Origin of the sequence: Phytopseudomonas argentinensis, from assembly GCF_900113905.1 — a bacterium.
In the GTDB taxonomy this organism is placed as follows: domain Bacteria; phylum Pseudomonadota; class Gammaproteobacteria; order Pseudomonadales; family Pseudomonadaceae; genus Aquipseudomonas; species Aquipseudomonas argentinensis.
Map to the genome: position 1 here is coordinate 365,068 of NZ_FORC01000003.1, position 24,856 is coordinate 389,923.

Annotated in this window: 23 protein-coding genes; 19 read left to right on the forward strand and 4 right to left on the reverse strand. The window is 64.6% G+C overall.

Features of this window, described 5'->3' with window-relative positions; translation table 11 throughout:
• The first annotated feature begins 113 nt into the window (after nt 1-113).
• From BM154_RS16215 to aauR, 6 genes are all read left to right on the forward strand, one after another.
• Complete coding sequence (locus BM154_RS16215) at nt 114-860, forward strand: amino acid ABC transporter permease (protein WP_074886265.1); 747 nt, start codon at nt 114-116, stop codon at nt 858-860.
• The gene (locus tag BM154_RS16220; protein ID WP_177344592.1) at nt 857-1,525 is read left to right on the forward strand and encodes an amino acid ABC transporter permease; all 669 of its coding nucleotides are present in this window, start codon (nt 857-859) and stop codon (nt 1,523-1,525) included. Before BM154_RS16215 ends, BM154_RS16220 begins: the two co-directional genes overlap by 4 nt.
• Nucleotides 1,522-2,256 (forward strand): amino acid ABC transporter ATP-binding protein, encoded by a 735-nt coding sequence (locus BM154_RS16225; protein WP_074886273.1) that lies wholly within the window; start codon nt 1,522-1,524, stop codon nt 2,254-2,256. Before BM154_RS16220 ends, BM154_RS16225 begins: the two co-directional genes overlap by 4 nt.
• A gap of 121 nt (nt 2,257-2,377) precedes the next feature.
• Entirely contained in the window at nt 2,378-4,051 is a 1,674-nt protein-coding gene (gene ggt / locus BM154_RS16230) for a gamma-glutamyltransferase (RefSeq protein ID WP_074886276.1), read from the forward strand.
• Nucleotides 4,052-4,150: 99 nt separating this feature from the next.
• Nucleotides 4,151-6,052, forward strand: a complete 1,902-nt coding sequence (locus BM154_RS16235; protein ID WP_074886279.1) for a sensor histidine kinase — start codon at nt 4,151-4,153, stop codon at nt 6,050-6,052.
• A complete protein-coding gene (aauR, locus tag BM154_RS16240) occupies nt 6,045-7,367 on the forward strand; it encodes a two-component response regulator AauR (RefSeq protein WP_074886282.1) in 1,323 nt (440 codons plus the stop codon). Before BM154_RS16235 ends, aauR begins: the two co-directional genes overlap by 8 nt.
• Nucleotides 7,368-7,558: 191 nt before the next feature.
• Here the strand turns inward: aauR and BM154_RS16245 are convergent, their stop codons facing one another.
• Nucleotides 7,559-8,470: a LysR substrate-binding domain-containing protein gene (locus BM154_RS16245; RefSeq protein ID WP_074886285.1), complete on the reverse strand. Its 912-nt coding sequence runs from the start codon at nt 8,468-8,470 to the stop codon at nt 7,559-7,561.
• Nucleotides 8,471-8,647: 177 nt separating this feature from the next.
• On the opposite strand from BM154_RS16245, the gene BM154_RS16250 reads away from it, so the two are divergent.
• From BM154_RS16250 to BM154_RS16260, 3 genes are all read left to right on the forward strand, one after another.
• Nucleotides 8,648-10,105, forward strand: coding sequence for an aspartate ammonia-lyase (locus BM154_RS16250; RefSeq protein WP_074886288.1), 1,458 nt, complete (start codon nt 8,648-8,650; stop codon nt 10,103-10,105).
• Nucleotides 10,106-10,230: 125 nt separating this feature from the next.
• Nucleotides 10,231-10,998, forward strand: a complete 768-nt coding sequence (locus BM154_RS16255; RefSeq protein ID WP_074886291.1) for a substrate-binding periplasmic protein — start codon at nt 10,231-10,233, stop codon at nt 10,996-10,998.
• 169 nt (nt 10,999-11,167) lie between these two features.
• Nucleotides 11,168-11,935 carry a substrate-binding periplasmic protein gene (locus BM154_RS16260; RefSeq protein WP_083414591.1) on the forward strand — a complete coding sequence of 256 codons (768 nt, stop codon included), beginning with the start codon at nt 11,168-11,170 and terminating at the stop codon, nt 11,933-11,935.
• Between the two features lie 606 nt (nt 11,936-12,541).
• On the opposite strand, the gene BM154_RS16270 is transcribed toward BM154_RS16260, so the two are convergent.
• The gene (locus BM154_RS16270; RefSeq protein ID WP_074886297.1) at nt 12,542-13,354 is read right to left on the reverse strand and encodes a helix-turn-helix domain-containing protein; all 813 of its coding nucleotides are present in this window, start codon (nt 13,352-13,354) and stop codon (nt 12,542-12,544) included.
• 165 nt (nt 13,355-13,519) lie between these two features.
• Between BM154_RS16270 and BM154_RS16275 the strand changes: the two genes are divergently transcribed.
• Nucleotides 13,520-14,968, forward strand: coding sequence for an alanine/glycine:cation symporter family protein (locus BM154_RS16275; RefSeq protein WP_074886300.1), 1,449 nt, complete (start codon nt 13,520-13,522; stop codon nt 14,966-14,968).
• A 204-nt stretch (nt 14,969-15,172) separates the two neighbouring features.
• A complete protein-coding gene (locus BM154_RS16280; RefSeq protein WP_074886301.1) occupies nt 15,173-16,162 on the forward strand; it encodes an asparaginase in 990 nt (329 codons plus the stop codon).
• A gap of 38 nt (nt 16,163-16,200) precedes the next feature.
• On the opposite strand, the gene glsB is transcribed toward BM154_RS16280, so the two are convergent.
• The gene (gene glsB / locus BM154_RS16285) at nt 16,201-17,109 is read right to left on the reverse strand and encodes a glutaminase B (protein ID WP_074886304.1); all 909 of its coding nucleotides are present in this window, start codon (nt 17,107-17,109) and stop codon (nt 16,201-16,203) included.
• Between the two features lie 86 nt (nt 17,110-17,195).
• A complete protein-coding gene (locus BM154_RS16290) occupies nt 17,196-18,095 on the reverse strand; it encodes a homocysteine S-methyltransferase family protein (protein WP_074886307.1) in 900 nt (299 codons plus the stop codon).
• A 111-nt stretch (nt 18,096-18,206) separates the two neighbouring features.
• Here BM154_RS16290 and BM154_RS16295 point away from each other — a divergent pair, with 111 nt between their 5' ends.
• The 8 genes from BM154_RS16295 to BM154_RS16330 all read left to right on the forward strand — a co-directional run bounded on the left by BM154_RS16295 (nt 18,207) and on the right by BM154_RS16330 (nt 24,796).
• Nucleotides 18,207-19,028, forward strand: a complete 822-nt coding sequence (locus BM154_RS16295; RefSeq protein ID WP_074886310.1) for an ABC transporter substrate-binding protein — start codon at nt 18,207-18,209, stop codon at nt 19,026-19,028.
• Entirely contained in the window at nt 19,025-19,861 is an 837-nt protein-coding gene (locus BM154_RS16300) for an amino acid ABC transporter permease (protein ID WP_074886313.1), read from the forward strand. The genes BM154_RS16295 and BM154_RS16300 overlap by 4 nt, the downstream gene beginning before the upstream one ends.
• Nucleotides 19,862-19,863: 2 nt before the next feature.
• Nucleotides 19,864-20,328 carry a hypothetical protein gene (locus BM154_RS16305; protein WP_074886316.1) on the forward strand — a complete coding sequence of 155 codons (465 nt, stop codon included), beginning with the start codon at nt 19,864-19,866 and terminating at the stop codon, nt 20,326-20,328.
• Between the two features lie 73 nt (nt 20,329-20,401).
• Nucleotides 20,402-20,857: a GNAT family N-acetyltransferase gene (locus tag BM154_RS16310; protein WP_208609452.1), complete on the forward strand. Its 456-nt coding sequence runs from the start codon at nt 20,402-20,404 to the stop codon at nt 20,855-20,857.
• Nucleotides 20,858-20,914: 57 nt separating this feature from the next.
• Nucleotides 20,915-21,361, forward strand: a complete 447-nt coding sequence (locus tag BM154_RS16315) for an Lrp/AsnC family transcriptional regulator (RefSeq protein ID WP_074886319.1) — start codon at nt 20,915-20,917, stop codon at nt 21,359-21,361.
• A gap of 488 nt (nt 21,362-21,849) precedes the next feature.
• Entirely contained in the window at nt 21,850-22,959 is a 1,110-nt protein-coding gene (locus BM154_RS16320) for a TRAP transporter substrate-binding protein (RefSeq protein ID WP_074886322.1), read from the forward strand.
• Complete coding sequence (locus BM154_RS16325) at nt 22,956-23,474, forward strand: TRAP transporter small permease subunit (RefSeq protein ID WP_074886325.1); 519 nt, start codon at nt 22,956-22,958, stop codon at nt 23,472-23,474. The genes BM154_RS16320 and BM154_RS16325 overlap by 4 nt, the downstream gene beginning before the upstream one ends.
• Nucleotides 23,471-24,796 carry a TRAP transporter large permease gene (locus BM154_RS16330; protein WP_074886329.1) on the forward strand — a complete coding sequence of 442 codons (1,326 nt, stop codon included), beginning with the start codon at nt 23,471-23,473 and terminating at the stop codon, nt 24,794-24,796. The genes BM154_RS16325 and BM154_RS16330 overlap by 4 nt, the downstream gene beginning before the upstream one ends.
• The last annotated feature ends 60 nt before the right edge of the window (nt 24,797-24,856 follow it).

A 24,856-nucleotide genomic window follows, 5' to 3' on the forward strand; every position in this document is an offset into this window, starting at 1 on the left:
GGCCTCTCCACCCATTTCCTGACGAAGCCAAAAAACCGTTCGCTCCTGCGGACACGGGCGACTGTTGCCCGCCACCTGGCTTCGTCGCGTCAACTCACCTGAGGGGAAACCCGATGAACTACAACTGGGACTGGGGCATTTTCTTCAAGTCCACCGGCATTGGCGACGAGATCTACCTGGAGTGGTTTCTCACCGGCCTGGGCTGGACCATCGCCATCGCCCTGGTCGGCTGGCTGATCGCCCTGTCGCTTGGCTCGCTGCTCGGTGTGATGCGCACCGTGCCGAACCGCCTGATCTCCGGGATCGCCACCACCTACGTGGAGATCTTCCGTAACGTACCGCTGCTGGTGCAGCTGTTCCTCTGGTACTTCCTGGTGCCGGACCTGCTGCCCGAGCCGCTGGAAATCTGGTTCAAACAGGACCTCAACCCGGCGACCTCGGCGTATCTGTCGGTGGTGGTGTGCCTCGGCCTGTTCACCGCGGCGCGGGTCTGCGAGCAGGTGCGCACCGGTATCCAGGCGCTGCCGGCCGGCCAGACCGCCGCGGCCTACGCCATGGGTTTCCGCCTGCCGCAGATCTACCGCAACGTGCTGCTGCCCCAGGCCTACCGGATCATCATTCCGCCATTAACCAGTGAGTTTCTGAACATCTTCAAGAACTCCTCGGTGGCCTCGCTGATCGGCCTGATGGAGCTGCTCGCACAGACCAAGCAGACCGCCGAGTTCAGCGCCAACCTGTTCGAAGCCTTCACCCTGGCGACGCTGATCTACTTCACCCTGAACATGAGCCTGATGATGATCATGCGCATGGTCGAGCGTAAGGTCGCGGTGCCGGGCCTGATTTCCGTGGGAGGCAAATGATGGACTTCAGTCAGATCATTCCCGCTCTGCCAGGCCTCTGGGAAGGCATGGCCATGACCCTGCAGCTGATGGTCATGGGCGTTATCGGTGGCGTGATTCTCGGCACCCTGCTGGCGCTGATGCGCCTGTCGAGCAACGTGCTGCTGTCCAAACTGGCAGCCACCTACGTCAACTACTTCCGCTCGATCCCGCTGCTGCTGGTGATCACCTGGTTCTACTTCGCGGTGCCATTCATCCTGCGCTGGATCACCGGTGAGGACACCCCCGTGGGCGCATTCGCGTCCTGCCTGGTGGCCTTCATCATGTTCGAGGCGGCGTACTTCTGCGAAATCGTCCGTGCCGGCATCCAGTCCATTCCCAAGGGCCAGATGGGCGCCGCCCAGGCACTGGGCATGAGCTACGGCCAGACCATGCGCCTGATCATCCTGCCCCAGGCATTTCGCAAGATGACTCCGCTGCTGCTGCAGCAGAGCATCATCCTGTTCCAGGACACCTCGCTGGTATACACCGTCGGCCTGATGGACTTCCTCAATGCTGCCCGCTCGCGCGGCGACATTCTGGGTCAGCCCCATGAATTCCTGATCTTCGCCGGCCTGGTCTACTTCACCATCAGCTTCGCTGCCTCGCAGCTGGTCAAGCTCCTGCAAAAAAGGTTAGCCGTATGATTTCCATCAAGAACGTCAACAAGTGGTATGGGGACTTCCAGGTGCTGACCGACTGCACCACGGACGTCAAGAAGGGCGAAGTGGTGGTTGTTTGCGGGCCGTCCGGCTCGGGCAAGTCGACCCTGATCAAATGCGTCAACGCCCTGGAGCCGTTCCAGAAGGGTGACATCGTGGTCGACGGCACCTCGATTGCCGACAAAAAGACCAACCTGCCGAAACTGCGTTCGCGGGTCGGCATGGTGTTCCAGCACTTCGAGCTGTTCCCGCACCTGACCATCACCGAGAACCTGACCATCGCGCAGATCAAGGTGCTGGGCCGCAGCAAGCAGGAAGCTACCGAGAAGGGCCTGCAGTTGCTCGACCGCGTGGGCCTCAAGGAACACGCCCACAAGCACCCCGGCCAGCTCTCCGGCGGCCAGCAGCAGCGCGTGGCAATTGCCCGTGCGCTGGCCATGGATCCGATCGTCATGCTGTTCGACGAACCGACCTCGGCGCTGGATCCGGAAATGGTCAACGAAGTGCTCGACGTGATGGTGCAGCTGGCCCACGAAGGCATGACCATGATGTGCGTGACCCACGAGATGGGCTTCGCCCGCAAGGTCGCCGACCGGGTGATCTTCATGGACGCCGGCAAGATCGTCGAGGACTGCCCCAAGGAAGAGTTCTTCGGCGACATCAGCGCCCGCTCCGACCGCGCCCAGCAGTTCCTCGCCAAGATCCTCCAGCACTGATGCACCAGGCCCGCCGTCACCCCGATGGCGGGCCTTCGGGGCTCAATGAGAAGCCTGCGAACGCAGGTACTTCCGTACACAGCCTAGACTCGACAAGCACAATAAAAATCGAGGACTCATCATGCGCCTGTTGCACTTCACAACCCTGACCCTCAGCGTGGCGATTGCCGCGGGCAGCAATGCCGTGCTGGCTGCCAGCCTGGATGGCGGCGCGGTCGCCGCGCCCGACCAGTACGCGGCCAAGGTGGCCGCCCAGGTGCTCAAGAGCGGCGGCAATGCGGTGGACGCCGCGGTTGCCACCGCCTTTACCCTGGCCGTTACCTACCCCGAGGCCGGCAATATCGGCGGCGGCGGCTTCATGACCCTGTTCATGGACGGCAAGCCGTACTTTCTCGACTACCGGGAAACCGCGCCAAAGGCGGCCAGCAAGACCATGTACCTGGACGACAAGGGCGAGGTGATCGAGAACCTCAGCCTGGTCGGCGCCAAGGCCGCCGGCGTACCGGGCACGGTGCTGGGCCTGTGGGAGGCCCACAAACGCTTCGGCAAGCTGCCGTGGAGCGAGCTGCTGACGCCTGCCATCGGCTACGCCAACAGCGGCTTCAAGGTCGCCGACCAGCAGTTCCAGTACCGCGAAGACGCCATTGGTTTGTTCAACGGCCAGACCAACTTCACCGACTACTTCGGCACCATGCGCCCCGGCGAGCTGTTCAAGCAGCCGCAGATGGCACAGACCCTCGAACGCATCGCCGCCAATGGGCCGGATGAATTCTACAAGGGCCAGACTGCCGACCTGCTGGTCGCCCAGATGCAGCGCGATGGCGGACTGATCACCAAGCAGGACCTGGCCGACTACCGTGCCAAATGGCGCGAGCCGATGCGCGTCGACTGGCAGGGCAACAGCCTCTACACCGCGCCGCTGCCCAGCTCAGGCGGCATCGCCCTGGCCCAACTGATCGGCATCAAGGAACAGCGCGCCGCCGACTTCAAGGGCGTCGAGCTGAACTCCGCGCGCTATATCCACCTGCTGGCGGAGATCGAGAAACGCGTGTTCGCTGACCGCGCCGACTACCTGGGCGACCCGGACTTCTCCAAGGTGCCGGTCGCCAAGCTGATCGATGCCGACTACCTCAAGCGCCGCGCTGCCGAGGTCAACCCCACTACCATCTCGCCGACCGAGCAGGTGCGCCCGGGCCTGGAGCCGCACCAGACCACGCACTTCTCCATCGTCGACGCCGACGGCAACGCGGTCAGCAACACCTATACCCTGAACTGGGACTACGGCAGCGGCGTGGTGGTCGAGGGCGCAGGCTTCCTGCTCAACGACGAGATGGACGACTTCAGCTCCAAGCCGGGCGTGGCCAACGCCTTCGGCGTGGTGGGCAGTGATGCCAACGCCATCGAGCCGGGCAAGCGCATGCTGTCCTCGATGAGCCCGAGCATCGTCACCCGCGACGGCAAGGTCAGCCTGGTGCTGGGCACGCCTGGCGGCTCGCGGATCTTCACCTCGATCTTCCAGGTCCTCAACAACGTCTACGACTTCAAGCTGCCGCTGGAAAAGGCCGTGGCCGCCCAGCGCGTCCATCACCAACTACTGCCCAAGGACACCATCTACTACGACGCCCACGCGCCGCTCACCGGCAAGGTTGCCGACGAGTTGAAAGCCATGGGCTACGTGCTCGAGGACCAGGGCTGGAACATGGGCGATATCCAGGCCATCCGGGTCGACGGCGCCAAGCTGGAAACCGCCTCTGATCCGCGCGGGCGCGGCGTCGGCCTGGTGGTAAAGCCCTGAGCCCCGTGTCATGACCCGCCCCCCACGGTGCCGCTGCACCTGCGGCGCCGAGCCGCCTCCCGCGCCGCTGCGCGGGCTGGCCCGGCCACGGTGACTGTGATGCAATGCGCCTCCGCCAACCTGCACCGAGTGCCGCCCGCCTTGTCCGCCAAACCGCGTTACGTCCGCCACCTGTCGCTGACCCTGCTGATGCTGACGCTGGTGGCCGCCTGCGGTTACGCCGGCTACTACCTGAGCGAGAAAGCGGGCATCCGCAGCCTGGTAGAAAGCGGCGAGCGTCAGCTCGAACTCAATGCCAGGGCGGTGGAAAGCGAGATCAACAAGTACACCTACCTGCCCAGCCTGCTGGAACTCGAGTCCAACGTCAGCCGCCTGCTGCTGACACCGGACGCCTACCGCCGCCAGCGCGTCAACGACTACCTCGAGGGCCTCAACCGGCGCAGCGGCAGCCTGGCCATCTACGTGATGGACACCGACGGCCGGGTGCTGGCCACCAGTAACTGGCGCCAGGCGGACAGCTACCTGGGCGAGGACCTGTCGTTCCGTGCCTACTTCCAGGACGCCTTGCTGGGCGAGCAGGGACGCTTCTACGGCATCGGCAGCACCACCGGCGAGCCGGGCTATTACCTGTCCCACGGCCTCAAGGCCAATGGCCGGATCATTGGCGTGGCGGTGGTCAAGGTACGCCTCGACCCGCTGGAGCAGCGCTGGCAACGGGCGCGCCTGGAGGCCTATGTCAGCGACGAGAATGGCATCATCATCCTCTCCAGCGATCCGGCGCGGCGGCTCAAGGCAGTGCGCCCGCTCAAGGCCGATACCAAGGAGCGCCTGGCGCGCAGCCTGCAGTACCACTGGTCGTCGCTCGACGAGTTGATCCCGATGGCGCGCACGCCGCTGGCGTCCGGCGTCGAACAGGTCAGTTTCGCGGGCCACAATGGGCAGGATGCCAGCGAGGTCACCCACTACCTCGCCCAGAGCCGCCCTCTGGAAGACACACCCTGGCACCTGACCCTGCTCAGCCCCCTCCAGGACTTGCGCCGCGAAGCCATCAGCCACGGCATGCTGGCCGCTGCCGGCTTCGCCCTGCTGGCCTTTCTGCTGATCGCCTGGAACGAGCGGCGCAAGGTGATCGCCACCCGCCTCGCCGCCCGTGAGGCCCTGCAACTGGCCAACAGCGAGCTGGAGCGCAAGATCGCCGAGCGCACCGCCGACCTGCGTGCCAGCAACGACCGCCTCAAGGCGCAGATCCGTGAACGCCGCCAGGCCGAGGAAACCCTGCGCCTGGCCCAGGATGAACTGGTACAGGCCGGCAAGCTGGCGGTCATCGGACAGATGTCCACCAGCATCGCCCACGAGCTCAACCAGCCCCTGGCGGCGCTACGCACGCTATCCGGCAATACCGTGCGCTTCCTGTCCCGCGGCGCCTACGACGTGGCCACCACCAACCTGCAGACCATCAACGAGCTGGTCGACCGCATGGGCAAGATCACCGGCAGCTTGCGTGCCTTTGCGCGGCGTTCCAACGATGGCGGCGAAGCCTGCCTGAGCAAGGCGGTGGACGCGGCGCTGCAGGTGGTGCAGCCACGCCTGGAGCGTACCCCGCTGAATATCCATTACCAGTTCGAAGACGCCCGCCTGGCGATCAACCAGACGCGCCTGGAGCAGATCCTGGTCAACCTGATCGCCAATGCCGCCGACGCGATGAGCGTCCAGACCGATCGCCAGCTGTGGCTGCAGGGCAGCGTCGAAGGTGAGCGTTACCGCCTGCGCGTGGTGGACAACGGCCCCGGCATCGCCCCCGAGGACCGTACCCACCTGTTCGAACCCTTCTTTACCACCAAGCCCGGCGAGCAGGGCCTGGGGCTCGGCCTGACGCTGTCGGCCAGCCTCGCCGCAGCGGCTGGCGGCAGCCTCAGCGCCGACCATCCGCCCCAGGGCGGTACCGCCTTCGAACTCAACCTGCCCCAGGTTGCCGCTGTCATGGAGACACCCGATGAATGATGACCTCACCGTGCTGATCGTCGAGGACGACCCCCACGTGCTGCTCGGCTGCCAGCAGGCCCTGGCGCTGGAGGACATCCCCTGCGAAGGCGTGGGCAGTGCCGAACAGGCCCTGCAGCGCATCGATGGGGATTTCGCCGGCATCGTCATCAGCGATATCCGCCTGCCGGGCATGGATGGCCTGCAACTGCTCGGCGAACTCAAGCGCCGCGACCCCAGCCTGCCGGTGGTGCTGATCACCGGCCACGGTGACATCAGCATGGCGGTAGGCGCCATGCGCGACGGCGCCTACGACTTCATGGAAAAGCCGTTCTCGCCGGAGCGCCTGGTGGATGTCGCCCGCCGCGCCCTGGAGCAGCGCAGCCTGGCCCGCGAAGTGTCGTCGCTGCGCCGCCAGCTGGCCGGCAAGCAGGCCCTGGAGCATCGCCTGATCGGACGCTCGCCGGCCATGCAGCAACTGCGCGAACTGATCGCCAACGTTGCCGATACCTCAGCCAACGTGCTGATCGAAGGAGAAACAGGCACCGGCAAGGAGCTGGTCGCCCGCTGCCTGCACGACTTCAGCCGCCGGCAGAATAAAGCCTTCGTGGCGCTGAACTGCGGCGGCCTGCCGGAGAATCTGTTCGAGAGCGAGATTTTCGGCCACGAGGCCCATGCCTTTACCGGCGCTGGCAAGCGACGCATCGGCAAGATCGAACATGCCAATGGCGGCAGCCTGTTTCTCGACGAGATCGAGAGCATGCCGCTCAACCTGCAGATCAAGTTGCTGCGCGTGCTGCAGGAGCACAGCCTGGAGCGCCTGGGCTCGAACCAGCCGATTGACGTCGATTGCCGGGTGATCGCCGCCACCAAGGCCGACCTGGACGAGGCCGGCAAGAGCGGGCTGTTTCGCAGCGACCTCTACTACCGCCTCAACGTGGTGACCCTGGAGTTGCCGCCACTGCGCGAGCGCCGCGAAGACATCGCCCTGCTGTTCGAGCACTTCCTGCAGCTCTCGGCCCTGCGCTTCGACCGCACCGCGCCCGAACTGGACCGCCATACCCTGGCGGCCCTGCTGGCCCATGACTGGCCCGGCAACGTGCGCGAGCTGCGCAACGTCGCCGAACGCTTTGCCCTCGGCCTGCCGGCCTTCAAGAAGAGCGGCGCCCACGAAGGCAATGCCGCGACCTTTGCCGAAGCCGTGGAAGCCTTCGAACGCAACCTGCTGGTCGACGCCCTCGAGCAGCATGCCGGCAACCTCAGCCAGGCCGCCCAGGCTCTGGGCATGGCCAAGACCACCTTGTTCGACAAGGTGAAGAAGTACGGGCTGGGTTGAGATTATTGTGGGAGCGGGCCATGCCTGCGAAAAAATATCCACAGCCCTTAAAGCCTGAAACACAGTACTAAGTAGATCGGCGATCTGGTGTGGGAACGGCTTATTGTTCTAGATCGTTCGCGGGCATGGACTGGGCGTCCCCGCCCGCCCCCACAGGTCAATACCCATCATGGCTGCCACCAGGGCACATCCTAACCCTCGTCGCGCCCCACGCCGCCTTCGAGCTTGCGCCACAGCAGGCGCACCGCCGCCTTGCGCGACATGCTCCAGCGGTACAGGCGGATCTCCAGCGGGATGTGCCAGTGCTCCTTGCCGCACACCACCAACTCGCCCCGCGCCAGCTCGGCGTTCATCGACAGCCGCGGTACCCAGGCCACTCCCAGGCCTTGCAGGGCCATGGCCTTGAGGCTGTCGGCCATGGCCGTTTCGTGCACGGTGGTCGAGCGTAGCGCGCGCTGGCGCAGCAGCAGGTTCACCGAACGGCCCAGGTAGGTGCCGGCGCTGTAGGCCAGCAACGGCACGCTCTGCCCGGCGTCCAGATCGAACAGTGGCGCGCCCTGCTCGTCCACGGCGCACACCGGCAGCATCTCGCTGACGCCCAGGGGCAGCGACGGAAACAGATCGGGGGCCAGTTGCACGGCGGCGTCCTGGTCGTGGTAGGCGAGGATCAGATCGCAGGTGCCCTCACGCAGCGAGTGCACCGCCTCGCCGACGTTGGTCGCCACCAGCCGGGTGGTCAGCGGCAGGCCGTCCCGGCGCAGGCGGGCGATCCATTCCGGAAAGAAGCCGAACACCAGGGAGTGGGCGGCGGCGATCTGCAGCGCCTCGCCCTGCTGCCCCTCGAGGTGATGCAGGTGGCGCACCACTTCGCCAAGCTGCTCGACCATGCTGCGCGCGGTGAGCAGAAACAGCTGGCCGGACTCGGTCAGCTCGACCGGTGTGCGCGAGCGGTTGACCAGGGTCAGGCCAAGCGCCGCCTCGAGACTCTGGATGCGGCGGCTGAAGGCCGGCTGGGTTACGAAGCGCTTTTGCGCGGCGGCGGAAAAGCTGCGGGTGGCGGCCAGAGTGACGAAGTCTTCCAGCCATTTGGTTTCCAGATTCATGGGCGTCCTCGACTCGTGCAGCGCTATGCACACGTTTGGTGCAAGGTTTTGGTCACAGCGACATTATGCCGATTGTGCATAGGTCAGCAAACAACAGCATTGGCCCCTAATAACCCGAAACCCTTATTCTTTGGCCCATCGCGGTATCTTCCGCCCTACCAAGAGAATCGAGACATCATGTCCGCTGCTGCATCGTTCCGCGTCGAAAAAGACCTGCTAGGCACCCTCGAAGTCCCGGCAGAAGCCTATTACGGCATCCAGACCCTGCGTGCGCTGAACAACTTCCGCCTGTCCGGCGTGCCCCTGGCCCACTACCCGAAACTGGTGGTGGCCCTGGCGATGGTCAAGCAGGCCGCCGCCGACGCCAACCGTGAGCTGGGCCACCTGCCCACCGAAAAACACGCGGCGATCAGCGAAGCCTGCGCACGCATCATCCGCGGCGATTTCCACGAGCAGTTCGTGGTCGACATGATTCAGGGCGGTGCCGGCACCTCGACCAACATGAACGCCAACGAGGTGATCGCCAACATCGCCCTGGAAGCCATGGGCCATGCCAAGGGTGAGTACAAGCACCTGCACCCCAACAACGACGTGAACATGGCGCAGTCCACCAACGACGCCTACCCGACTGCCATCCGCCTGGGCCTGCTGCTCGGCCACGACACCCTGCTGGCCAGCCTCGACAGCCTGATCCAGTCGTTCGCGGCCAAAGGCGAAGAGTTCAGCCACGTCCTGAAGATGGGCCGCACCCAGCTGCAGGACGCCGTGCCGATGACCCTCGGTCAGGAATTCCGCGCTTTCGCCACCACCCTTGGTGAAGACCTGGCACGCCTGCGCAGCCTGGCGCCGGAACTGCTCACCGAAGTGAACCTGGGCGGGACCGCCATCGGTACCGGCATCAACGCCGACCCGGGCTACCAGCACCTCGCCGTACAACGCCTGGCACTGATCAGCGGCCAACCGCTGGTACCGGCTGCCGACCTGATCGAAGCGACTTCCGACATGGGCGCCTTCGTGCTGTTCTCCGGCATGCTCAAGCGCACCGCGGTCAAGCTGTCGAAGATCTGCAACGACCTGCGTCTACTGTCCAGCGGCCCGCGTACTGGTATCAACGAGATCAACCTGCCGGCACGTCAGCCGGGCAGCTCGATCATGCCCGGCAAGGTCAACCCGGTGATCCCGGAAGCGGTCAACCAAGTGGCCTTTGAAATCATCGGCAACGACCTGGCACTGACCATGGCAGCCGAAGGCGGCCAGCTGCAGCTCAACGTCATGGAGCCGCTGATCGCCTACAAGATCTTCGACTCGATCCGCCTGCTGCAGCGCGCCATGGACATGCTGCGCGAGCATTGCATCAACGGCATCACTGCCAACGAAGCCCACTGCCGCGCGCTGATGGAAAATTCCATCGGCCTGATCACCGCGCTCAACCCCTACATCGGCTACGAGAACTCTACCCGCATCGCCAAGGAAGCGCTGGTCAGCGGCCGCGGCGTGCTGGAGCTGGTACGCGAGGAGCGGCTGCTGGACGACATCACCCTGGCCGAGATCCTGCGCCCGGAAAACATGATCGCTCCGCATCAACTCAAGCCCCTGACCCCGCCGGTCAAAGAGGCCGTCGAACAGCAGCGCTAAGCGTTTACAGACCCGAAGCCCCGTACCGCTCAGCGCTACGGGGCTTCGCTTTATTCAAGGACCGATTGCCGTTTGCCCGCGCGCAGGATAAAAGGGCGGCAGTCCTAATAAAGAGAAGTCGCCCCATGACCGTCAAAACCGCATGGCTGCTGTGCTTGCTGTCCCTTACAGGTGCCGTCGTACTCTCCGCCCAGGCCGAATTGCCGCCTGGCTACCAGGTCGTGTTACAAACGGAAAATTTTCCACCGTTCAACATGGCCGACAACGACAAGAACTTCGCCCGTGACGCCAACATCCAGGGCGTCAGCACCACCATCGTGCGCGAGATGTTCAAACGTGCCGGCATCGACTACACCCTGACCCTGCGCTTCCCCTGGAGCAGGGTCTACGACGCCACCCTGGCCAATGCCAACCACGGCCTGTTCTCCACCTCGATGAACGAGGCGCGTCGCCCGCTGTTCAAGTGGGTCGGCCCGATCGCCAAGGTCGAGCGGGTGCTGCTCGCCGCTCCTGGCTCCACCATCCCCAACCTGACCGGCCTCGAGCAGGCGCGCCAGTACCGCATCGGCAGCTACAAGGATAGCGCCGCCGCCCAGGCTCTGGAAAAGGCCGGCCTGGAGCCGAACAACGCACTGCGTGACCAGGAGAACCTCGCCAAGCTCACCAGCGGCAAGATCGACCTGTGGGGCACTACCGATCCGGTGTGGCGTTACCAGGCGCGCCAGGCGGGGGTCAGCGGTCTGCGCAACGTGCTGACCTTCGACCGTGCCGACCTCTACCTGGCACTCAACCTCGATACGCCGGACGAGGTGGTTTCGCGCCTGCAACAGGCGCTGGACCAGATGAAGACCGAAGGCTACGGCACCTGCAACAAGCACCCGGAGCTGTGCTGATCGCGGCGCACCGGCGACCCGCCTAACGCCCTCAGACTGCGTAGGCAATGGGCTGGACAAGGCAAAAGCCCCAGACCGGTTCACAGTCTGGGGCTTTGCTCATAGCGACTCATTGCCGTTTGTGCAAAGGCACGCTAAAAGAGCAGCGGCCTAACAAGGAGCCGTTCCGATGAGTGTCAATGCCGCATGGTTTGCCGGCCTGCTTGCCGTTTCCAGCCTATTCGCTCTGCCCGCCCAGGCCGAGTTGCCGCCCGACTACAAGGTGGTGCTGCAAACCGAAAACTTCCCGCCCTTCAATATGGCCGAAGGCGAGAAGAACTTCGCGCGTGACGCCAACATCCAGGGCGTCAGCACCACCATCGTGCGCGAGATGTTCAAACGCGCCGGCATTGGCTACACCATGACCCTGCGCTTCCCGTGGAGCCGGGTGTACGACGACACCCTGGCCCGCGCCAACTACGGCCTGTTCTCCACCGCGATGAGCGAAGCGCGCCGCCCGCTGTTCAAGTGGGTCGGCCCGATCGCCAAGGTCGAAGGCGTGCTGCTCGCCGCGCCAGGCGCCAAGATCGAAAACCTGTCGAGCCTCGAGCAGGCCAGCCAATACCGCATCGGCAGTTACAAGGACGGCGCGGTCAGCCAGGCCCTGGAGCGCGCCGGCCTGCAGCCGAGCAATGCCCTGCGCGACCAGGAAAACATTGCCAAACTCACCGGCGGCAAGATCGACCTGTGGGCCACCACCGATCCGGTATGGCGCTACCACGCCAACCAGGCTGGGGTAACCGGCCTGCGCACGGTGCTGGTCATCGACCGCTCGGACATGTACCTGGCGCTCAACCTGGAAACCCCGGACGAAGTAGTCACCCGCCTGCAGCAGGCGCTCGACCAGATGAAGAATGAAGGCTACGGCACCTGCAGCAAGCACCCGGAGCTATGCTGATAGCCACAACAAAGCCACTCATTTACAGATAAAAGACGGAAGCAACTCTTCGCCGCTTTTGCTTTTTGATGTTTCTCCTGCACGGCAATAGCAGGCGACATCCATTGCCCCTTCAGGAGGCCGAATGGAATCGCTGTGTAGGGGGACGAGCCGCACGGATGCGGCGAGAGGCCTGATGGGCCATGGATGGCCCTTCCAGGCCGGCCCCCGGAACGACGATGCAATGAGGGAACCCCAGCGCAGCTGGGGCCGGATGTCGGGGCTAGACCTTTTGGTTACTTTTGGGGCGATGCCAAAAGTAACCCGCTCGTCAGAGCGGAACTGAGCGCGCAAACAAGGCGGTAATGCGGCAGATTGGTATCGGAGCAGGCTACGTCCTGGTTTTCGCGGGCATGTCCCGCTCCCACAGCCAATGCAACAGTCCGGCGCTTGATCCGCCCATCATCCCGGCCGCGACGGTGGATGGAAAAAGCGCCATCCACCGTAAGGGTTTGGCTAGGAGTGAATAGCTCGCGGCTAAAGCGGATCGCCGCCACGCCCCTCCTACGGATTACGCAGACACCCGCTCCCGCCTCGAAGCGACCCTTCGGCACTTCGCCATCCCACTCACTCCACCTCGAACAACCCATCGCGCACCGGCGCATGGGCCAGGCGCTGGCGGATGTCCTCGTCGATGCGCGGATCGTCCGGCTGGTAGAGCATCACCTGGCGGTAGGTGCTGATGCGGTTGATCTCGGTGCCGAGAAACTCCCAGACCACCCGGGTGCACGCCGGGGTACGACGGTCGCCGCTGGACACGCCGGTCTTCAGGCCATTGAGACGGGTGATGCGGCTCTTGAAGCTGGGGATCAGGATGGTCTGGCTCATCTCGTTGACGGTCAGCGACTCGTAATCGATGAGAAACAGGCGGTCCTGCAACTGGAAAGCCGCGCCCAGGTAGCGGCAACGCGCCGAGTCTTCGGCCAGGCCGCCGGTGGATAACACCTGCCGCTCCTGGCGCTCGAACAAAAAGTTACCGCCCTCCTCGCGCATGTGCACCAGCGACAGCAGGATGGTGCCCGGCACCGACATGCAGTTGGCGTACTCGAAGTAATACCCGCAATAGCGCGACAGGTCACCAGAGCTTTCACGCAGTGGCTGTAACAACGCGTGTAACGGGTCCTGCTCGGCAGGCGCGCCGATCTGCGTGCCACGGGCCCCGATCAGTCGGGCGAACTGCTCCCCCGGCAAGCCCAGTTCATAGCCCTCGACTCCGAAGAAGTCCCCAATTCTCTTGAGGTTATAGGCCGTGGGTTGGCTTTCTCCGGACAGGTACTTGTTGAACTGGGCGCGGTTGATGCCAACCTTGCGGCACACCTCCGCAATCGAGCGGTAGTGGCTGCAGAGCAGCCGAAGATTCTCACCGAGGTGACTGGACATGAGCGGCTCAGATGATGCGAGTGACGCCAGTATAGCATCAGGTCGCGCCACCTAGGATCGATCCGCGAAATTGTTCCGGGGGCCACCTTGCTCAAACATTAGCCACCGCAACTCGCGTCAGCGTTCGCCTGCGAACAATCACAATAAGAATCGAGGATTCTCATCATGCTCGAAGTATTGAACGACTTCCTTTCCGGGAAAGTGTTGATCGTGCTTATCGTCGGCCTGGGTAGCTACTTCACCCTGCGCTCGCGCTTCGTCCAGTTCCGCCATTTCATCCACATGTTCAGCGTGTTCAAGGAATCGCTGCGCAGCGGTGGTGGCCAGCTCAGCTCGTTCCAGGCCCTGATGCTCAGCCTCGCCGGCCGCGTCGGCGCCGGTAACATCGCCGGTGTCGGCATCGCGGTGACCCTGGGTGGCCCGGGCGCCGTGTTCTGGATGTGGGTGACCGCACTGGTCGGCATGTCCAGCAGCTTTTTCGAATGTACCCTGGCCCAGGTCTACAAGCGCAGCGACGGTGACGGCCTGTACCGCGGCGGCCCGGCCTACTACATCCAGCACGGCCTGAAGCTTCGCTGGATGGCGATGACCTTCGCCGTACTGCTGCTGGTCACCTACGGCTTCGCCTTCAACGGCCTGCAGTCGTACACCGTGACCCACTCGCTGCAAAACGCCTTCGACATTCCGGTGCAGTACAGCGGTATCGCCCTGGCGGTGCTGCTGGGCCTGGTGTTCATCGGCGGTATCAAGCGCATCGCTTCGGTTTCCGACCTGCTGGTGCCGATCAAGACCCTGCTCTACATCGCCGTGACCATCTACGTCATCGCCATCCAGATCGAGCACGTGCCGGCCATGCTGGCGACCATCGTCAAGAGTGCCTTCGGCCTTGAGCCAGCATTCGCCGGCCTGCTCGGCAGCGCCATCGTGATGGGTGTGAAGCGCGGCGTGTTCGCCAACGAAGCCGGCCTGGGCAGCGCCCCGAACGTGGCCGCCGTGGCCTCGGTCAAGCACCCGGCCGCACAGGGCGTGGTTCAGGCGTTCAGCGTGTTCCTCGACACCTTCGTGATCTGCACCTGCACCGCGCTGCTGATCCTGCTGTCAGGCTTCTACACCCCGGGCTTCGAAGGTGACGGCATCGTTCTCACCCAGAACTCCCTGGCTGCAGTGGTCGGTGACTGGGGCCGCACCTTCATCAGCGTCGCCCTGAGCCTGTTCGTGTTCACCTGCATCCTCTACAACTACTACCTCGGCGAAAACGCCCTGCAGTTCATGGTCGGTCGCAGCAAGGTTGCCCTGCTGGCTTACCGCGGCCTGGTACTGGCGCTGATCTGCTGGGGTTCGATGCAGAACCTGGGCACCGTGTTCGCCTTCGCCGACATCACCATGACCTGCCTGGCGTTCGTCAACCTGACCGCCCTGGCCATGCTGATCAAGGTAGGCCTACGCGTGATGAAGGACTACGACGAGCAGCGCAAGGCCGGCATCGCCCAGCCGGTGTTCGATGGCTCCAAGTTCGCTGACCTGGACCTGGATCGCGACTCCTGGCCGACCGCCAAAGCAACCGCTGACGCTCAACCGCAGAGCGCGCCGGAATTGCTGCCGACTCAACGCTGAGTCGTCCAGCCTGATCGGGTGGCGCCGCGCACCACCCCGATCCTGCCGCCTCCCGGCGGCTCCTCTTCCCCCTTGCCGATGCCCTTGCCCGATGGCGAGCCGGGATCGGCTTGGCCTGAGGATTGCTTTGCAGGTCTTTCACGAGTGGCAATCAGCTGTATCCTGCCCCCTTTCCATACCCATTCTTTCAATAAGGAAAAAGGCATGCCTGCCGTACAAAAACTCCTTGTGCTGTATACCGGCGGCACCATTGGCATGCAGGCCAGCGCAAACGGCCTGGCACCGGCTTCCGGCTTCGAGGCGCGCTTGCGTGCGCAGCAGACCGAGCAACGCGAACAACTGCCGACCTGGGTATTTCGTGAGCTGCTGCCACTGATCGACAGCGCCAACATGAGCCAGGCCAACTGGCTGGCGATGGTCGCAGCGATCCGCCAGGGCGTGGAGCAGGACGGCTGCGACGGTGTGCTGGTGCTGCACGGCACCGATACCCTGGCCTACAGTGCCGCCGCCCTGAGCTTCCTGCTGCTGGGCCTGCCGGTGCCGGTGGTGCTGACCGGCTCGATGCTGCCGGCCGGCGCCGAGCAGAGCGACGCCTGGCCCAATCTGTTCGGTGCCATGCAGGCCCTGCACGACGGCGTGGCGGCGGGCGTACACCTGTACTTCAACGGCGCGCTGATGCATGGCGCCCGGGTCAGCAAGCTGAGCAGCGAGGCCTTCGATGCCTTCCAGGTGGTGCCGCGCCTGCGCCAGGGTGAGCGCCTTGCCGAGCTGCCGGCGCATATCGACTTCCGCCAGCCCCGCCAGGCGGTCAACCTGCTCAGCCTGCCGCTGGTGCCGGGCCTGCGCGCCAGCCACCTGCGCGCCCTGCTGGACAGCGGCGTACAGGGCCTGCTGCTGGAATGCTATGGCAGCGGCACCGGGCCGTCGGACAATGCCGAGCTGCTCGACGTGCTGCGCGAAGCCCACGGGCGCGGCGTGGTGCTGGCGGCGATCAGCCAGTGCGCGCGCGGGCACGTGGAGTTCGGCGTTTATGCAGCCGGCAGCCAGCTGGCTTCGGTAGGGCTGATCTCGGCGGGCGGCATGACCCGCGAGGCGGCCCTGGGCAAGCTGTTCGCCCTGCTCGGTGCCGGCCTGGCGCAGGACGAGGTGGAACGCCTGTTCAGCCTCGACCTGTGTGGAGAATGTGCGGAGTAATACCCGCCGGGATCGAAGAGTGCTTCGATCGCGCTCCCTCAGAACACCGACCAGCCGATCCGCTCGCTGAGCACTTCCAGCGTTGCCATGCCGGCCAGGGAATTGCCCGCCTTGTTCAGTTCCGGCGACCACACACAAATGGTGTACTGGCCCGGCACGACGGCGACAATGCCGCCGCCCACCCCACTCTTGCCCGGCAAGCCGACGCGGTAGGCGAAGTTGCCAGCCTCGTCGTAAAGGCCGCTGGTGGCCATGATCGAATTGACCTGCTGGGTCTGGCGTACGCTGAGAATCTGCTCGCCGCTGTGCTTGCAGAAGCCATCGTTGGCCAGAAAACAGAAGGCCTTGGCCAGGTCGACGCAGCTCATGCTCAGCGCGCAGTGGCTGAAATAGCCGCGCAGCACCTTCTCCACGTCATTGTGGAAATTGCCGAACGACTGCATCAGGTAGGCCATTGCGGCATTGCGCGCGCGGTGCTGGTACTCCGACTCGGCGATGCGGTTATCCACAGCCACATGGGGGTTGCCGGAGAGCCGCCGCACGAAATCGCGCATCGACAGCACCGGCGCGGCGAAGCGCGACTGGTTGATGTCGCTGATCACCAGCGCCCCGGCATTGATGAAGGGGTTACGCGGCCGGCCGCTCTCCAGCTCCAGTTGCAGCAGCGAGTTGAATGGCTGCCCGGAGGGCTCATGGCCGAGGCGCTGCCAGATGGCCTCGCCGCTGTGCTGAATGGCCTGCACCAGGCTGAACACCTTGGAAATACTCTGGATCGAGAACGGCGTTTGCGCGTCGCCGGCGGTGAACAGCTCGCCATCGTTACCGTAGACGCCGATCCCCAGCTGATCGGCGGCCACGTCAGCCAGCGCCGGTATGTAATCGGCCACCTTGCCTTGGCCGATCAGCGGCCTGACCTGATCGAGGATTTCATTGAGCAACGCTTGCATGTTCGGACTCGCGATGGTGCTCGGCAAGGCGCCGGAGCGATCCTGACTAGACGTCGTGATCGCCCCGTGGAGCACATGCCGGCAGGTCAGTTCAGGCGCTGCGCCAGCACCGCGATATGCTCCGGGCCGATGCCGCAGCAGCCACCCAGGTGGCTGGCGCCCCGCGCGCGCCAGTCGGCAACCCAGCGCAGGTAGCCTGGCGGGTCGAGATCCTCGCGCAGCGGGTCGAGGCCATCGTTGGCGGTGGCTTCTTCGGGCTGCGGTGGGAAGGCATTCGCGTAGGCGCCGATGGCGATGTTCGCACCGAGGCTGGCGAAAGTTTCGCGGGCCGCGTCGATGGCATCACCGATCACTTCCGGCTGGCTGCAGTTGAACAGCAGCACCTCGACGCCCAGTTCGGCCGCCGCGCGAGCCGCGTCGGCCACCGGCTCGCCCGAGCGCAGACGCGGCACCTCGTCGGTGTCTTCGTCACGCAGGGTGAACGACAGCCAGAACGGCTTGCCGTCCTTTGGCAGGTGGGCGTGAATGGCCCGCGCCTCGGCAATGGCGCTCTGGGTTTCCGCCAGCCACAGGTCGACATGGGGCGCCAGGCCCTCGAGCAGCGGGGTCAGAACTTCGGTGACCCGCGCAGGCTCGAACAGATCGGGGCGGTAGGAGCCGAACAGCGGCGGCAGCGAGCCGGCGACCCGAACGTCACCGCCGGCCTTGTCCGCCGCACTGCGGGCCAATTGCCCGGCACGCTCGGCCAGGGCGCGGCCTTCGGCAGCGAAGCGCTGCTCACCGACATGAAAGGGCACCACGGCGTAGCTGTTGCTGGTGATCACCTGGCTGCCGCTGGCGATGTATGCCGCATGTACGGCCTCGACCTGCTCCGGCGCCTCGCTCAGCGCCAGCGCCGACCACTCCGGCTGGCGAAACGGCGCGCCGCGGCGCTGCAGCTCCCGGCCCATGCCGCCATCCAGCAGAGTCAGAGATCGCCCGCTCATATAAGCTCCAGTCATATCAATATGCATTCAATTCATTTGGATGCACTTATTTATAACTATTTAATACGTACCAACTGCCTCTCACAACCTTTTTCGCCCTCAAGGATTCCAGTGAAAACAACGCTCCTCGCCGCCCTCGGCCTGACCTTCGCCTCCGTCTGCAACCTGGCCCTGGCCGGCCCGACCCTCGAGCGCGTCGAGAAGAACGGCGAACTGGTCAACGTGCTGATGGAGAACTACCCGCCGTTCTCCTTTCTGAATGAACAGAATCAGCTCGATGGCTTCGACGTCGATGTCGCCAAGGCCGTGGCCGACAAGCTGGGCGTCAAGCTGCGCCTGGAAACGCCGTCCTGGGACGTGATCGCCGCGGGCCGCTGGAATGGCCGCTACGACATCTGCATCTGCTCGATGACGCCCAGCCAGGCGCGCGCCCAGGTGTTCGACTTCCCGGTGACCTACTACGCATCGCCGGCGGTGATCGTGGTCAACGCCAGCGACGAGCGCATCCACTCGGCCAAGGATCTGTCCGGCCTCAAGGTCGGCGTCACCAGCGCCTCCTCCTACGAGGGTTACCTGAACAAGGATCTGGTGATCGAAGGCGCCGAAGACAAGCCGCTGGTCTACCCGTTCGAAGCCGTACAGGTCGCGCCCTACGACAACGATACCGTGGCCTTCCATGACCTGGCCCTGGGCGCCGGCGTACGCCTGGACGCCATCCTCACCAACCTGGTGACCGCCCAGCCGCGCATCGATCAGGACAAACGCTTCAAGCTGGCGGGTGACGCGCTGTACGCAGAACCCAACGCCGTGGCCATCGAGAAGGACGACGCCGAGTGGCGCGCCAAGGTCGAGAGCGTCTTCGCAGAGCTGCGCCAGGACGGTACCCTGGCGGCCATCTCCAAGAAGTGGATCGGTTCCGATATCAGCCAATGACACCACCTCCTGAAACCCCTCGCCCGCCTCCCATGGCGGGCGAGTCGTTGCTGCAGCGCCTGTTCGGCTTTCGTACCCGCCTGTACCTCACCTGGGCGACCCTGTTCGCCCTGTGCGTGGCATTTTTCCTGAGCTTCGACCTGAAGTTCTCGATCATCCTCGACAAGCTGCCCAACCTGCTCGGCGCAAGCCTGGCACCCAACGGCTTCCTGCAGGGCGCGGCGCTGACCCTGTTCCTGTGCTTCTGCTCGATCTGGGCGTCCCTGGCGCTGGGCTTCGTCACCGCCCTGGCGCGCCTGTCGAGAAGTGCCGTGGCCTTTGGCATCGCCAGCTTCTACGCCTCGTTCTTTCGCGGCACGCCGCTGCTGATCCAGATTCTGCTGATCTACCTGGGCCTGCCGCAGCTGGGCCTGGTGCCCGGCGCGATCACCGCAGGGATCATCGCCCTGTCGCTGAACTACGGCGCCTACCTGAGCGAGATCTTTCGCGCCGGCCTGATCGGCGTCGCGCCAGGCCAGCGCGAAGCCTCCCTGGCCCTGGGCCTCAAGCCGGTGGTGATCTTCTGGTGGGTGACCCTGCCCCAAGCGATGCGCACCATCATCCCGCCGACCACCAGCCAGTTCATCTCGATGCTCAAGGACTCGTCGCTGATCTCGGTGATGGGCGTCTGGGAGGTGATGTTCCTGGCCCAATCCTACGGGCGCTCGTCGTACCGCTACATCGAAATGCTGACCACCGCGGCGGTGATCTACTGGCTGCTGTCGATCGGCCTGGAGCTGATCCAGGCGCGGCTTGAACGGCATTACGGCAAGGCCTATCTGAACGGACGCTAAGCATGCAGATCCCTGCCGCCGCTATTGAACGCCTGCTGCGCATCGACTGGTTCGCCAATATCGGCAAGCCTGCATCGCTTGCCGGCGTGCGCCAGATCGACCATGGCGAGCTGGGCTCATCGCTGACCAGCGATGCCTGGGAAGCCACCACGCTGGAGGCGCGCAACGCCATCACCGCACGCCTGGCCCGCCTGCATCCGAGCCGGTATCAGGCCTGGAACGACCTGGCCGGCCAGGCCAAGACCGCCCTGCGGCCCATCTGGCAAAAGCTGCCGGTCGCCCTCGCCGATGACGCCGCGCTCGCCGACCTGCAATGGATCCTGCACGCCTATCTGATGGAAGCCGCCTACAGCCGGCAGCTCGCCGCGCCGCTGTTCTTCGCCAGTCTGGTCCGCGTGTACGAGGCCGGACATGTCCCTTGCGGCTGGGACGGCGAATGGCCCGCCGGGCGTCTGGTCATCTGCTAAGCACCCTGCGCGCTTGCGATGAACACCGGCACGCCGCAGGATGACGGTCGATCGACTTTCAGGAGAGCTGCCGATGACCGTTCGTATTCCCGTGGAAATCCGCGCCGTCAGCGCCGCTGATCACGCCGCCTGGCTGCCGCTCTGGCAGGGCTACCAGCGCTTCTACATGACCGAGATCGATGCCGCGACCAGCGACCTGACCTGGCAGCGCTTCCTTGACCCGGGCGAACCGATGTTCGCCGCTCTGGCCTGGCGCGACGGCGAGGCCATCGGCCTGGTGCACTGGATCTACCACCGCTCCTGTTGGACCACTGGCGACTACTGCTACCTGCAGGACCTGTTCATCGGCAAGGACGTGCGCGGCAACGGCGTCGGTCGCCAGCTGATCGAACACGTCTACGCCGAGGCCGCACAGGCAGGTTGCTCGCGGGTGCACTGGCTGACCCACGAAACCAACGCCAAGGCCAAGCTGCTCTACGAGCGCATCGGCGAACGCTCGGGCTTCGAGCAGTACCGCAAGCTGCTCTGAGCGAAGGCTGGCACACAATCCGCATCTCTGTCGGCTCAACCACCGACAGAGTGAGCCATGAACAAACTCGACAATGCGCTGCTGAATATCCTGATCAAGGATTCACGCACCTCCTTCGCCGATATCGCCCGCCAGTTGAACATTTCCCGCGCCCATGCCCGTAGCCGGGTGAAGGCGCTGGTGGAGACCGGGGTGATCGAGAAATTCACCGCGGTGGTCAACCCGGAGAAACTCGGCAAGGGCATCTCCACCTTCGTCGACCTGACCGTGGCCCCGCACGCCATCGAGGCCGTCGCCGAACGGCTCTCGGCCACCCGCGAAGTGGTCAGCCTGTACATCATGAGCGACCTGAAAAGCTTGCATATCCACACCCTGACCGACAGTTACGAGACCTTCGACGCCTTCGTGCGCCAGCACATCTTCAACCACCCGGAGATTCTTACGGTGGATTGCAAGGCGCTGATGACCCGGGTCAAGCATCGCCGTGGCGGTGCCCGGCTATAAGCCGGAAACCGTCGTTAATCGAACCCTGTGGGAGCGGGCAGGTACGCCTAGCCCGTGCCCGTGATTTCGCGCGCATGGCGCGCTCCCCCAAGAGCGGCTCGCTGCCGTTACGGCAGCGACGGTGGCTACCGTCAGCGGCGAAGGCTGCGTTAAAAGCGTGCCGGCGGCGCGTTTTGGTGCACAACTGACATTCGGCCGCTCACCGCGCCCCGGCTTACCGCTATGAACCTGAGCAACCGCCGCGACCTGTCAAATGTTCAGTAATCAGGGTTCTGGTTGCCGTTTCGTCAGCGCTGCGCCTGCAGTCACGCTTGTTTTTTGTGCGCCGAGCCATCCCGGCGAAAACCTCAAGCCTGAATAAATATCTTAAGGATCAACGAGTTAAAAATAATTTCTCCTGGCATGACAGTTGCTCAAGGCATCTGGCAGCGACTTTACATCCGGCAGGCGCAAGCCCGCCGCCATGGCCAGAGCGACAGGAGAATCCCATGAGCCTCAATCGACGCAAATTCATTGGCGCCGGCGCCCTTGCAGCCGGCGCGGGCCTGGCACTGGGTGCCAGCGGCGTGGCCGGTGCCGCGGTGAGCAGCAAGACCTTCAACTGGAAGATGACCAACGCCTACGCGCCGGGCTCGCCCTTCTACGTGCAGGGCCCGGGCAGCCCCACCGACTTCTGCAAACGTGTCGAGGACATGTCCGGCGGGCGCCTGAAGATCCAGCACTTCGCGGCTGGCGAGCTGATCCCGGCACTGGAGGGCTTCGACGCGGTGGCCAGCGGCATGGTGGAAATGAACGCCGCCAACGCCTTCTTCTGGGCCGGCAAGATTCCCGCCGCACAATTCTTCACCGCCGTGCCGTTCGGCATGAACACCCAGGGCATGAACGCCTGGCTGTACAACGGTGGCGGCCTGAAGCTCTGGGAAGAGCTGTACGAGCCCCATGGCCTGGTGCCGATGCCCATGGGCAACACCGGTACGCAGATGACCGGCTGGTTCCGCCAGCCCCTGGAGAACGTCGACAGCCTCAAGGGCCTGAAGATGCGTATCGCCGGCCTGGCCGGCAAGGTCTACAGCGAACTGGGCGTGGCCGTGCGCCTGCTGCCGGGCGGCGAGATCTTTCCGGCGCTGGAGCGTGGGGTGATCGACGCCGCCGAGTTCGTCGGCCCCTATCAGGATCGCCGCATGGGCCTGCACAAGGCGGCCAAGAACTACTACACCACCGGCTGGCACGAGCCGACCAACGTCACCGAGCTGATCATCAACAAACAGGCCTGGGACAGCCTGCCCGCCGACCTGCAGGCCATCGTGAGGGTCTGCGCCCAGGCCTGCAACGCCGACAGCTGGTCCTGGTGCGACGCGGTCAACGCCGAGGCCCTGCAGGATCTGGTGGGCAACCAGGGGGTGATCGCCCGGCCACTGCCAGGCGACATCATCAAGCGCCTGCATGAGGTCACCCGCGACACCCTGTCGAGCATGGCGGCGGGCGATCCGGCGACCAGGAAGATCTACGAGCACTTCTTCGCCTTCCGCAAGCAGTACCTCTTCTGGGCCTCGGTCGGCGAGAAGGCGTTCATGGACATCGGGCTGGACGCGTCATGATGGCCCTCGTCACTCTCATCGAAGGGCTGGTCGAGGCTCTGGGCTCCCTTGCCCGGGCCTGCGTACTGCTGCTGGTGCTGCTGGTGTCGTTCGACGTGCTGATGCGCTACCTGTTCGACTTCAGCCCCGTCGCCTTGCAGGAACTGGAGTGGTACCTGATCTCGCCCATCGCCCTGCTCGGCATCGCCTACACCCTCAAGCACCGCCAGGACGTGCGTGTCGATTTTCTCTACGAGAAATTCAGCGTGAAGACCAAGGCTGCCGTCGACCTGTTCAGCGGCATCGCCACCGCGGCCATCGGTTTCTACATCGCCCACCTGGCGTTCAAGTACAGCATGCAGTCCTACCACATGGGTGAAGGCTCGCCTGACCCGGGCGGCCTGCCCTATCGCTTTCTGGTCAAGGCTTTCCTGCCCCTGGGTTTCGGCCTGTTCGGTTTGCAGGGGGTGGCCGATAGCCTGCGCGCGTTGTGCGTGCTGCTGCAGCCCGCCTCCGCCCGGGAGGTGCGCGCATGAGCCCCAACGAATGGCTGGCCATCGCCATGGTGTTCGGCTTCTTCGCCATGATGATGGCGGGCGTGCCGGTGGCCATTTCCCTGGCCGTGTCCGGCTTCGTCGCCGGCATGGTCGGCTTCGGCCCGATGCTCTTCGCTCTGCTGCCGGCGCGCATGTTCGGGGTGGTCAGCAACTACACGCTGCTGGCGATACCCCTGTTCACCTTCATGGGGGTGATGCTGGAGAAATCCCGGGTCGCCGAGGACATGCTCGACACCATCGGCCGCGCCATGGGCGGCCTGAACGGCGGCATGGGCCTGGCGATCATTCTGGTCGGCGTACTGCTGGGCGCCTCCACCGGTATCGTCGGCGCCACGGTGGTGACCATCGGTTTGCTGACCCTGCCCACGCTGCTGCGCCGTGGCTACAACAAGACCGTGGCCTGCGGCACCATCTGCGCCTCCGGCACCCTGGGGCAGATCATTCCGCCGAGCCTGGTGCTGATCCTGCTGGCCGACATCCTCGGCCAGTCGGTGGGCTCGATCTTCGCTGCGGCCTTCATTCCCAGCCTGGTGCTGGCGCTGATCTACGTCGCCTACATGCTGCTGCTCGGCTGGCTGCGCCCGGATTGGGTGCCGGCGATTCCTGCCGAGGAACGCGCCCTGACCAGCCGCAAGCAATTGCTCAAGGACATGGCACGCAGCGTGCTGCCACCGCTGCTGCTGGTGATGGCGGTGCTCGGCTCGATCATCGGCGGCGTCGCCGCGCCCACCGAGGCGGCCTCCATGGGTGCCCTCGGCGCCCTGCTGATCGCCGCGCTTTCAGGCCGGCTGAGCTGGCCGACGCTCAAGGCCACGCTGCACGGCACCCTGACCATCAGCGCGATGATCTTCCTGATCCTGCTCTGCTCGCAGCCCTTCTCCCTGGCCTTCCGTGGCCTGGGTGGCGAAGCCCTGGTGCACGAGCTGTTCACCCTGCTACCGGGTGGCGAACTGGGGGCGATCCTGTTCCTGATGGCGGTGCTGTTCGTGCTCGGCTTCTTCCTCGAGTGGATCGAGATTTCCTATATCGCCCTGCCGATGTTCCTGCCGGTGTTCATCGCCTACGACACCGACCTGGTGTGGCTGGGCATTCTGGTCGCCCTGAACCTGCAGATGTCCTTTCTCACTCCGCCCTTCGGCTGGGCGCTGTTCTTTCTCAAGGGCGTGGCGCCGCCGGGGATCACCACCAAGGACATCTACATCGGCGCGCTGCCTTACGTGTTCCTGCAGATGCTCGCCGTGGCCGTGGTGTTCTACTTCCCGCAACTGGCCACCTGGCTGCCCAAGGCCATCGGTTGGTAGTACATCGAACCCGGGCCGCGCCGGCCATGATCGCGGCCTGACAACAACAAGGAATTCGCA

Excerpts from the sequence above, each read along its gene's own strand:
- BM154_RS16215 (WP_074886265.1), top strand. The coding sequence starts at position 114 with ATGAACTACAACTGGGACTGGGGCATTTTCTTCAAGTCCACCGGCATT.
- BM154_RS16220 (WP_177344592.1), top strand. The coding sequence starts at position 857 with ATGATGGACTTCAGTCAGATCATTCCCGCTCTGCCAGGCCTCTGGGAA.
- BM154_RS16225 (WP_074886273.1), top strand. The coding sequence starts at position 1,522 with ATGATTTCCATCAAGAACGTCAACAAGTGGTATGGGGACTTCCAGGTG.
- ggt (WP_074886276.1), top strand. The coding sequence starts at position 2,378 with ATGCGCCTGTTGCACTTCACAACCCTGACCCTCAGCGTGGCGATTGCC.
- BM154_RS16235 (WP_074886279.1), top strand. The coding sequence starts at position 4,151 with ATGCAATGCGCCTCCGCCAACCTGCACCGAGTGCCGCCCGCCTTGTCC.
- aauR (WP_074886282.1), top strand. The coding sequence starts at position 6,045 with ATGAATGATGACCTCACCGTGCTGATCGTCGAGGACGACCCCCACGTG.
- BM154_RS16245 (WP_074886285.1), bottom strand. The coding sequence starts at position 8,470 with ATGAATCTGGAAACCAAATGGCTGGAAGACTTCGTCACTCTGGCCGCC.
- BM154_RS16250 (WP_074886288.1), top strand. The coding sequence starts at position 8,648 with ATGTCCGCTGCTGCATCGTTCCGCGTCGAAAAAGACCTGCTAGGCACC.
- BM154_RS16255 (WP_074886291.1), top strand. The coding sequence starts at position 10,231 with ATGACCGTCAAAACCGCATGGCTGCTGTGCTTGCTGTCCCTTACAGGT.
- BM154_RS16260 (WP_083414591.1), top strand. The coding sequence starts at position 11,168 with ATGAGTGTCAATGCCGCATGGTTTGCCGGCCTGCTTGCCGTTTCCAGC.
- BM154_RS16270 (WP_074886297.1), bottom strand. The coding sequence starts at position 13,354 with ATGTCCAGTCACCTCGGTGAGAATCTTCGGCTGCTCTGCAGCCACTAC.
- BM154_RS16275 (WP_074886300.1), top strand. The coding sequence starts at position 13,520 with ATGCTCGAAGTATTGAACGACTTCCTTTCCGGGAAAGTGTTGATCGTG.
- BM154_RS16280 (WP_074886301.1), top strand. The coding sequence starts at position 15,173 with ATGCCTGCCGTACAAAAACTCCTTGTGCTGTATACCGGCGGCACCATT.
- glsB (WP_074886304.1), bottom strand. The coding sequence starts at position 17,109 with ATGCAAGCGTTGCTCAATGAAATCCTCGATCAGGTCAGGCCGCTGATC.
- BM154_RS16290 (WP_074886307.1), bottom strand. The coding sequence starts at position 18,095 with ATGAGCGGGCGATCTCTGACTCTGCTGGATGGCGGCATGGGCCGGGAG.
- BM154_RS16300 (WP_074886313.1), top strand. The coding sequence starts at position 19,025 with ATGACACCACCTCCTGAAACCCCTCGCCCGCCTCCCATGGCGGGCGAG.
- BM154_RS16305 (WP_074886316.1), top strand. The coding sequence starts at position 19,864 with ATGCAGATCCCTGCCGCCGCTATTGAACGCCTGCTGCGCATCGACTGG.
- BM154_RS16310 (WP_208609452.1), top strand. The coding sequence starts at position 20,402 with ATGACCGTTCGTATTCCCGTGGAAATCCGCGCCGTCAGCGCCGCTGAT.
- BM154_RS16315 (WP_074886319.1), top strand. The coding sequence starts at position 20,915 with ATGAACAAACTCGACAATGCGCTGCTGAATATCCTGATCAAGGATTCA.
- BM154_RS16320 (WP_074886322.1), top strand. The coding sequence starts at position 21,850 with ATGAGCCTCAATCGACGCAAATTCATTGGCGCCGGCGCCCTTGCAGCC.
- BM154_RS16325 (WP_074886325.1), top strand. The coding sequence starts at position 22,956 with ATGATGGCCCTCGTCACTCTCATCGAAGGGCTGGTCGAGGCTCTGGGC.
- BM154_RS16330 (WP_074886329.1), top strand. The coding sequence starts at position 23,471 with ATGAGCCCCAACGAATGGCTGGCCATCGCCATGGTGTTCGGCTTCTTC.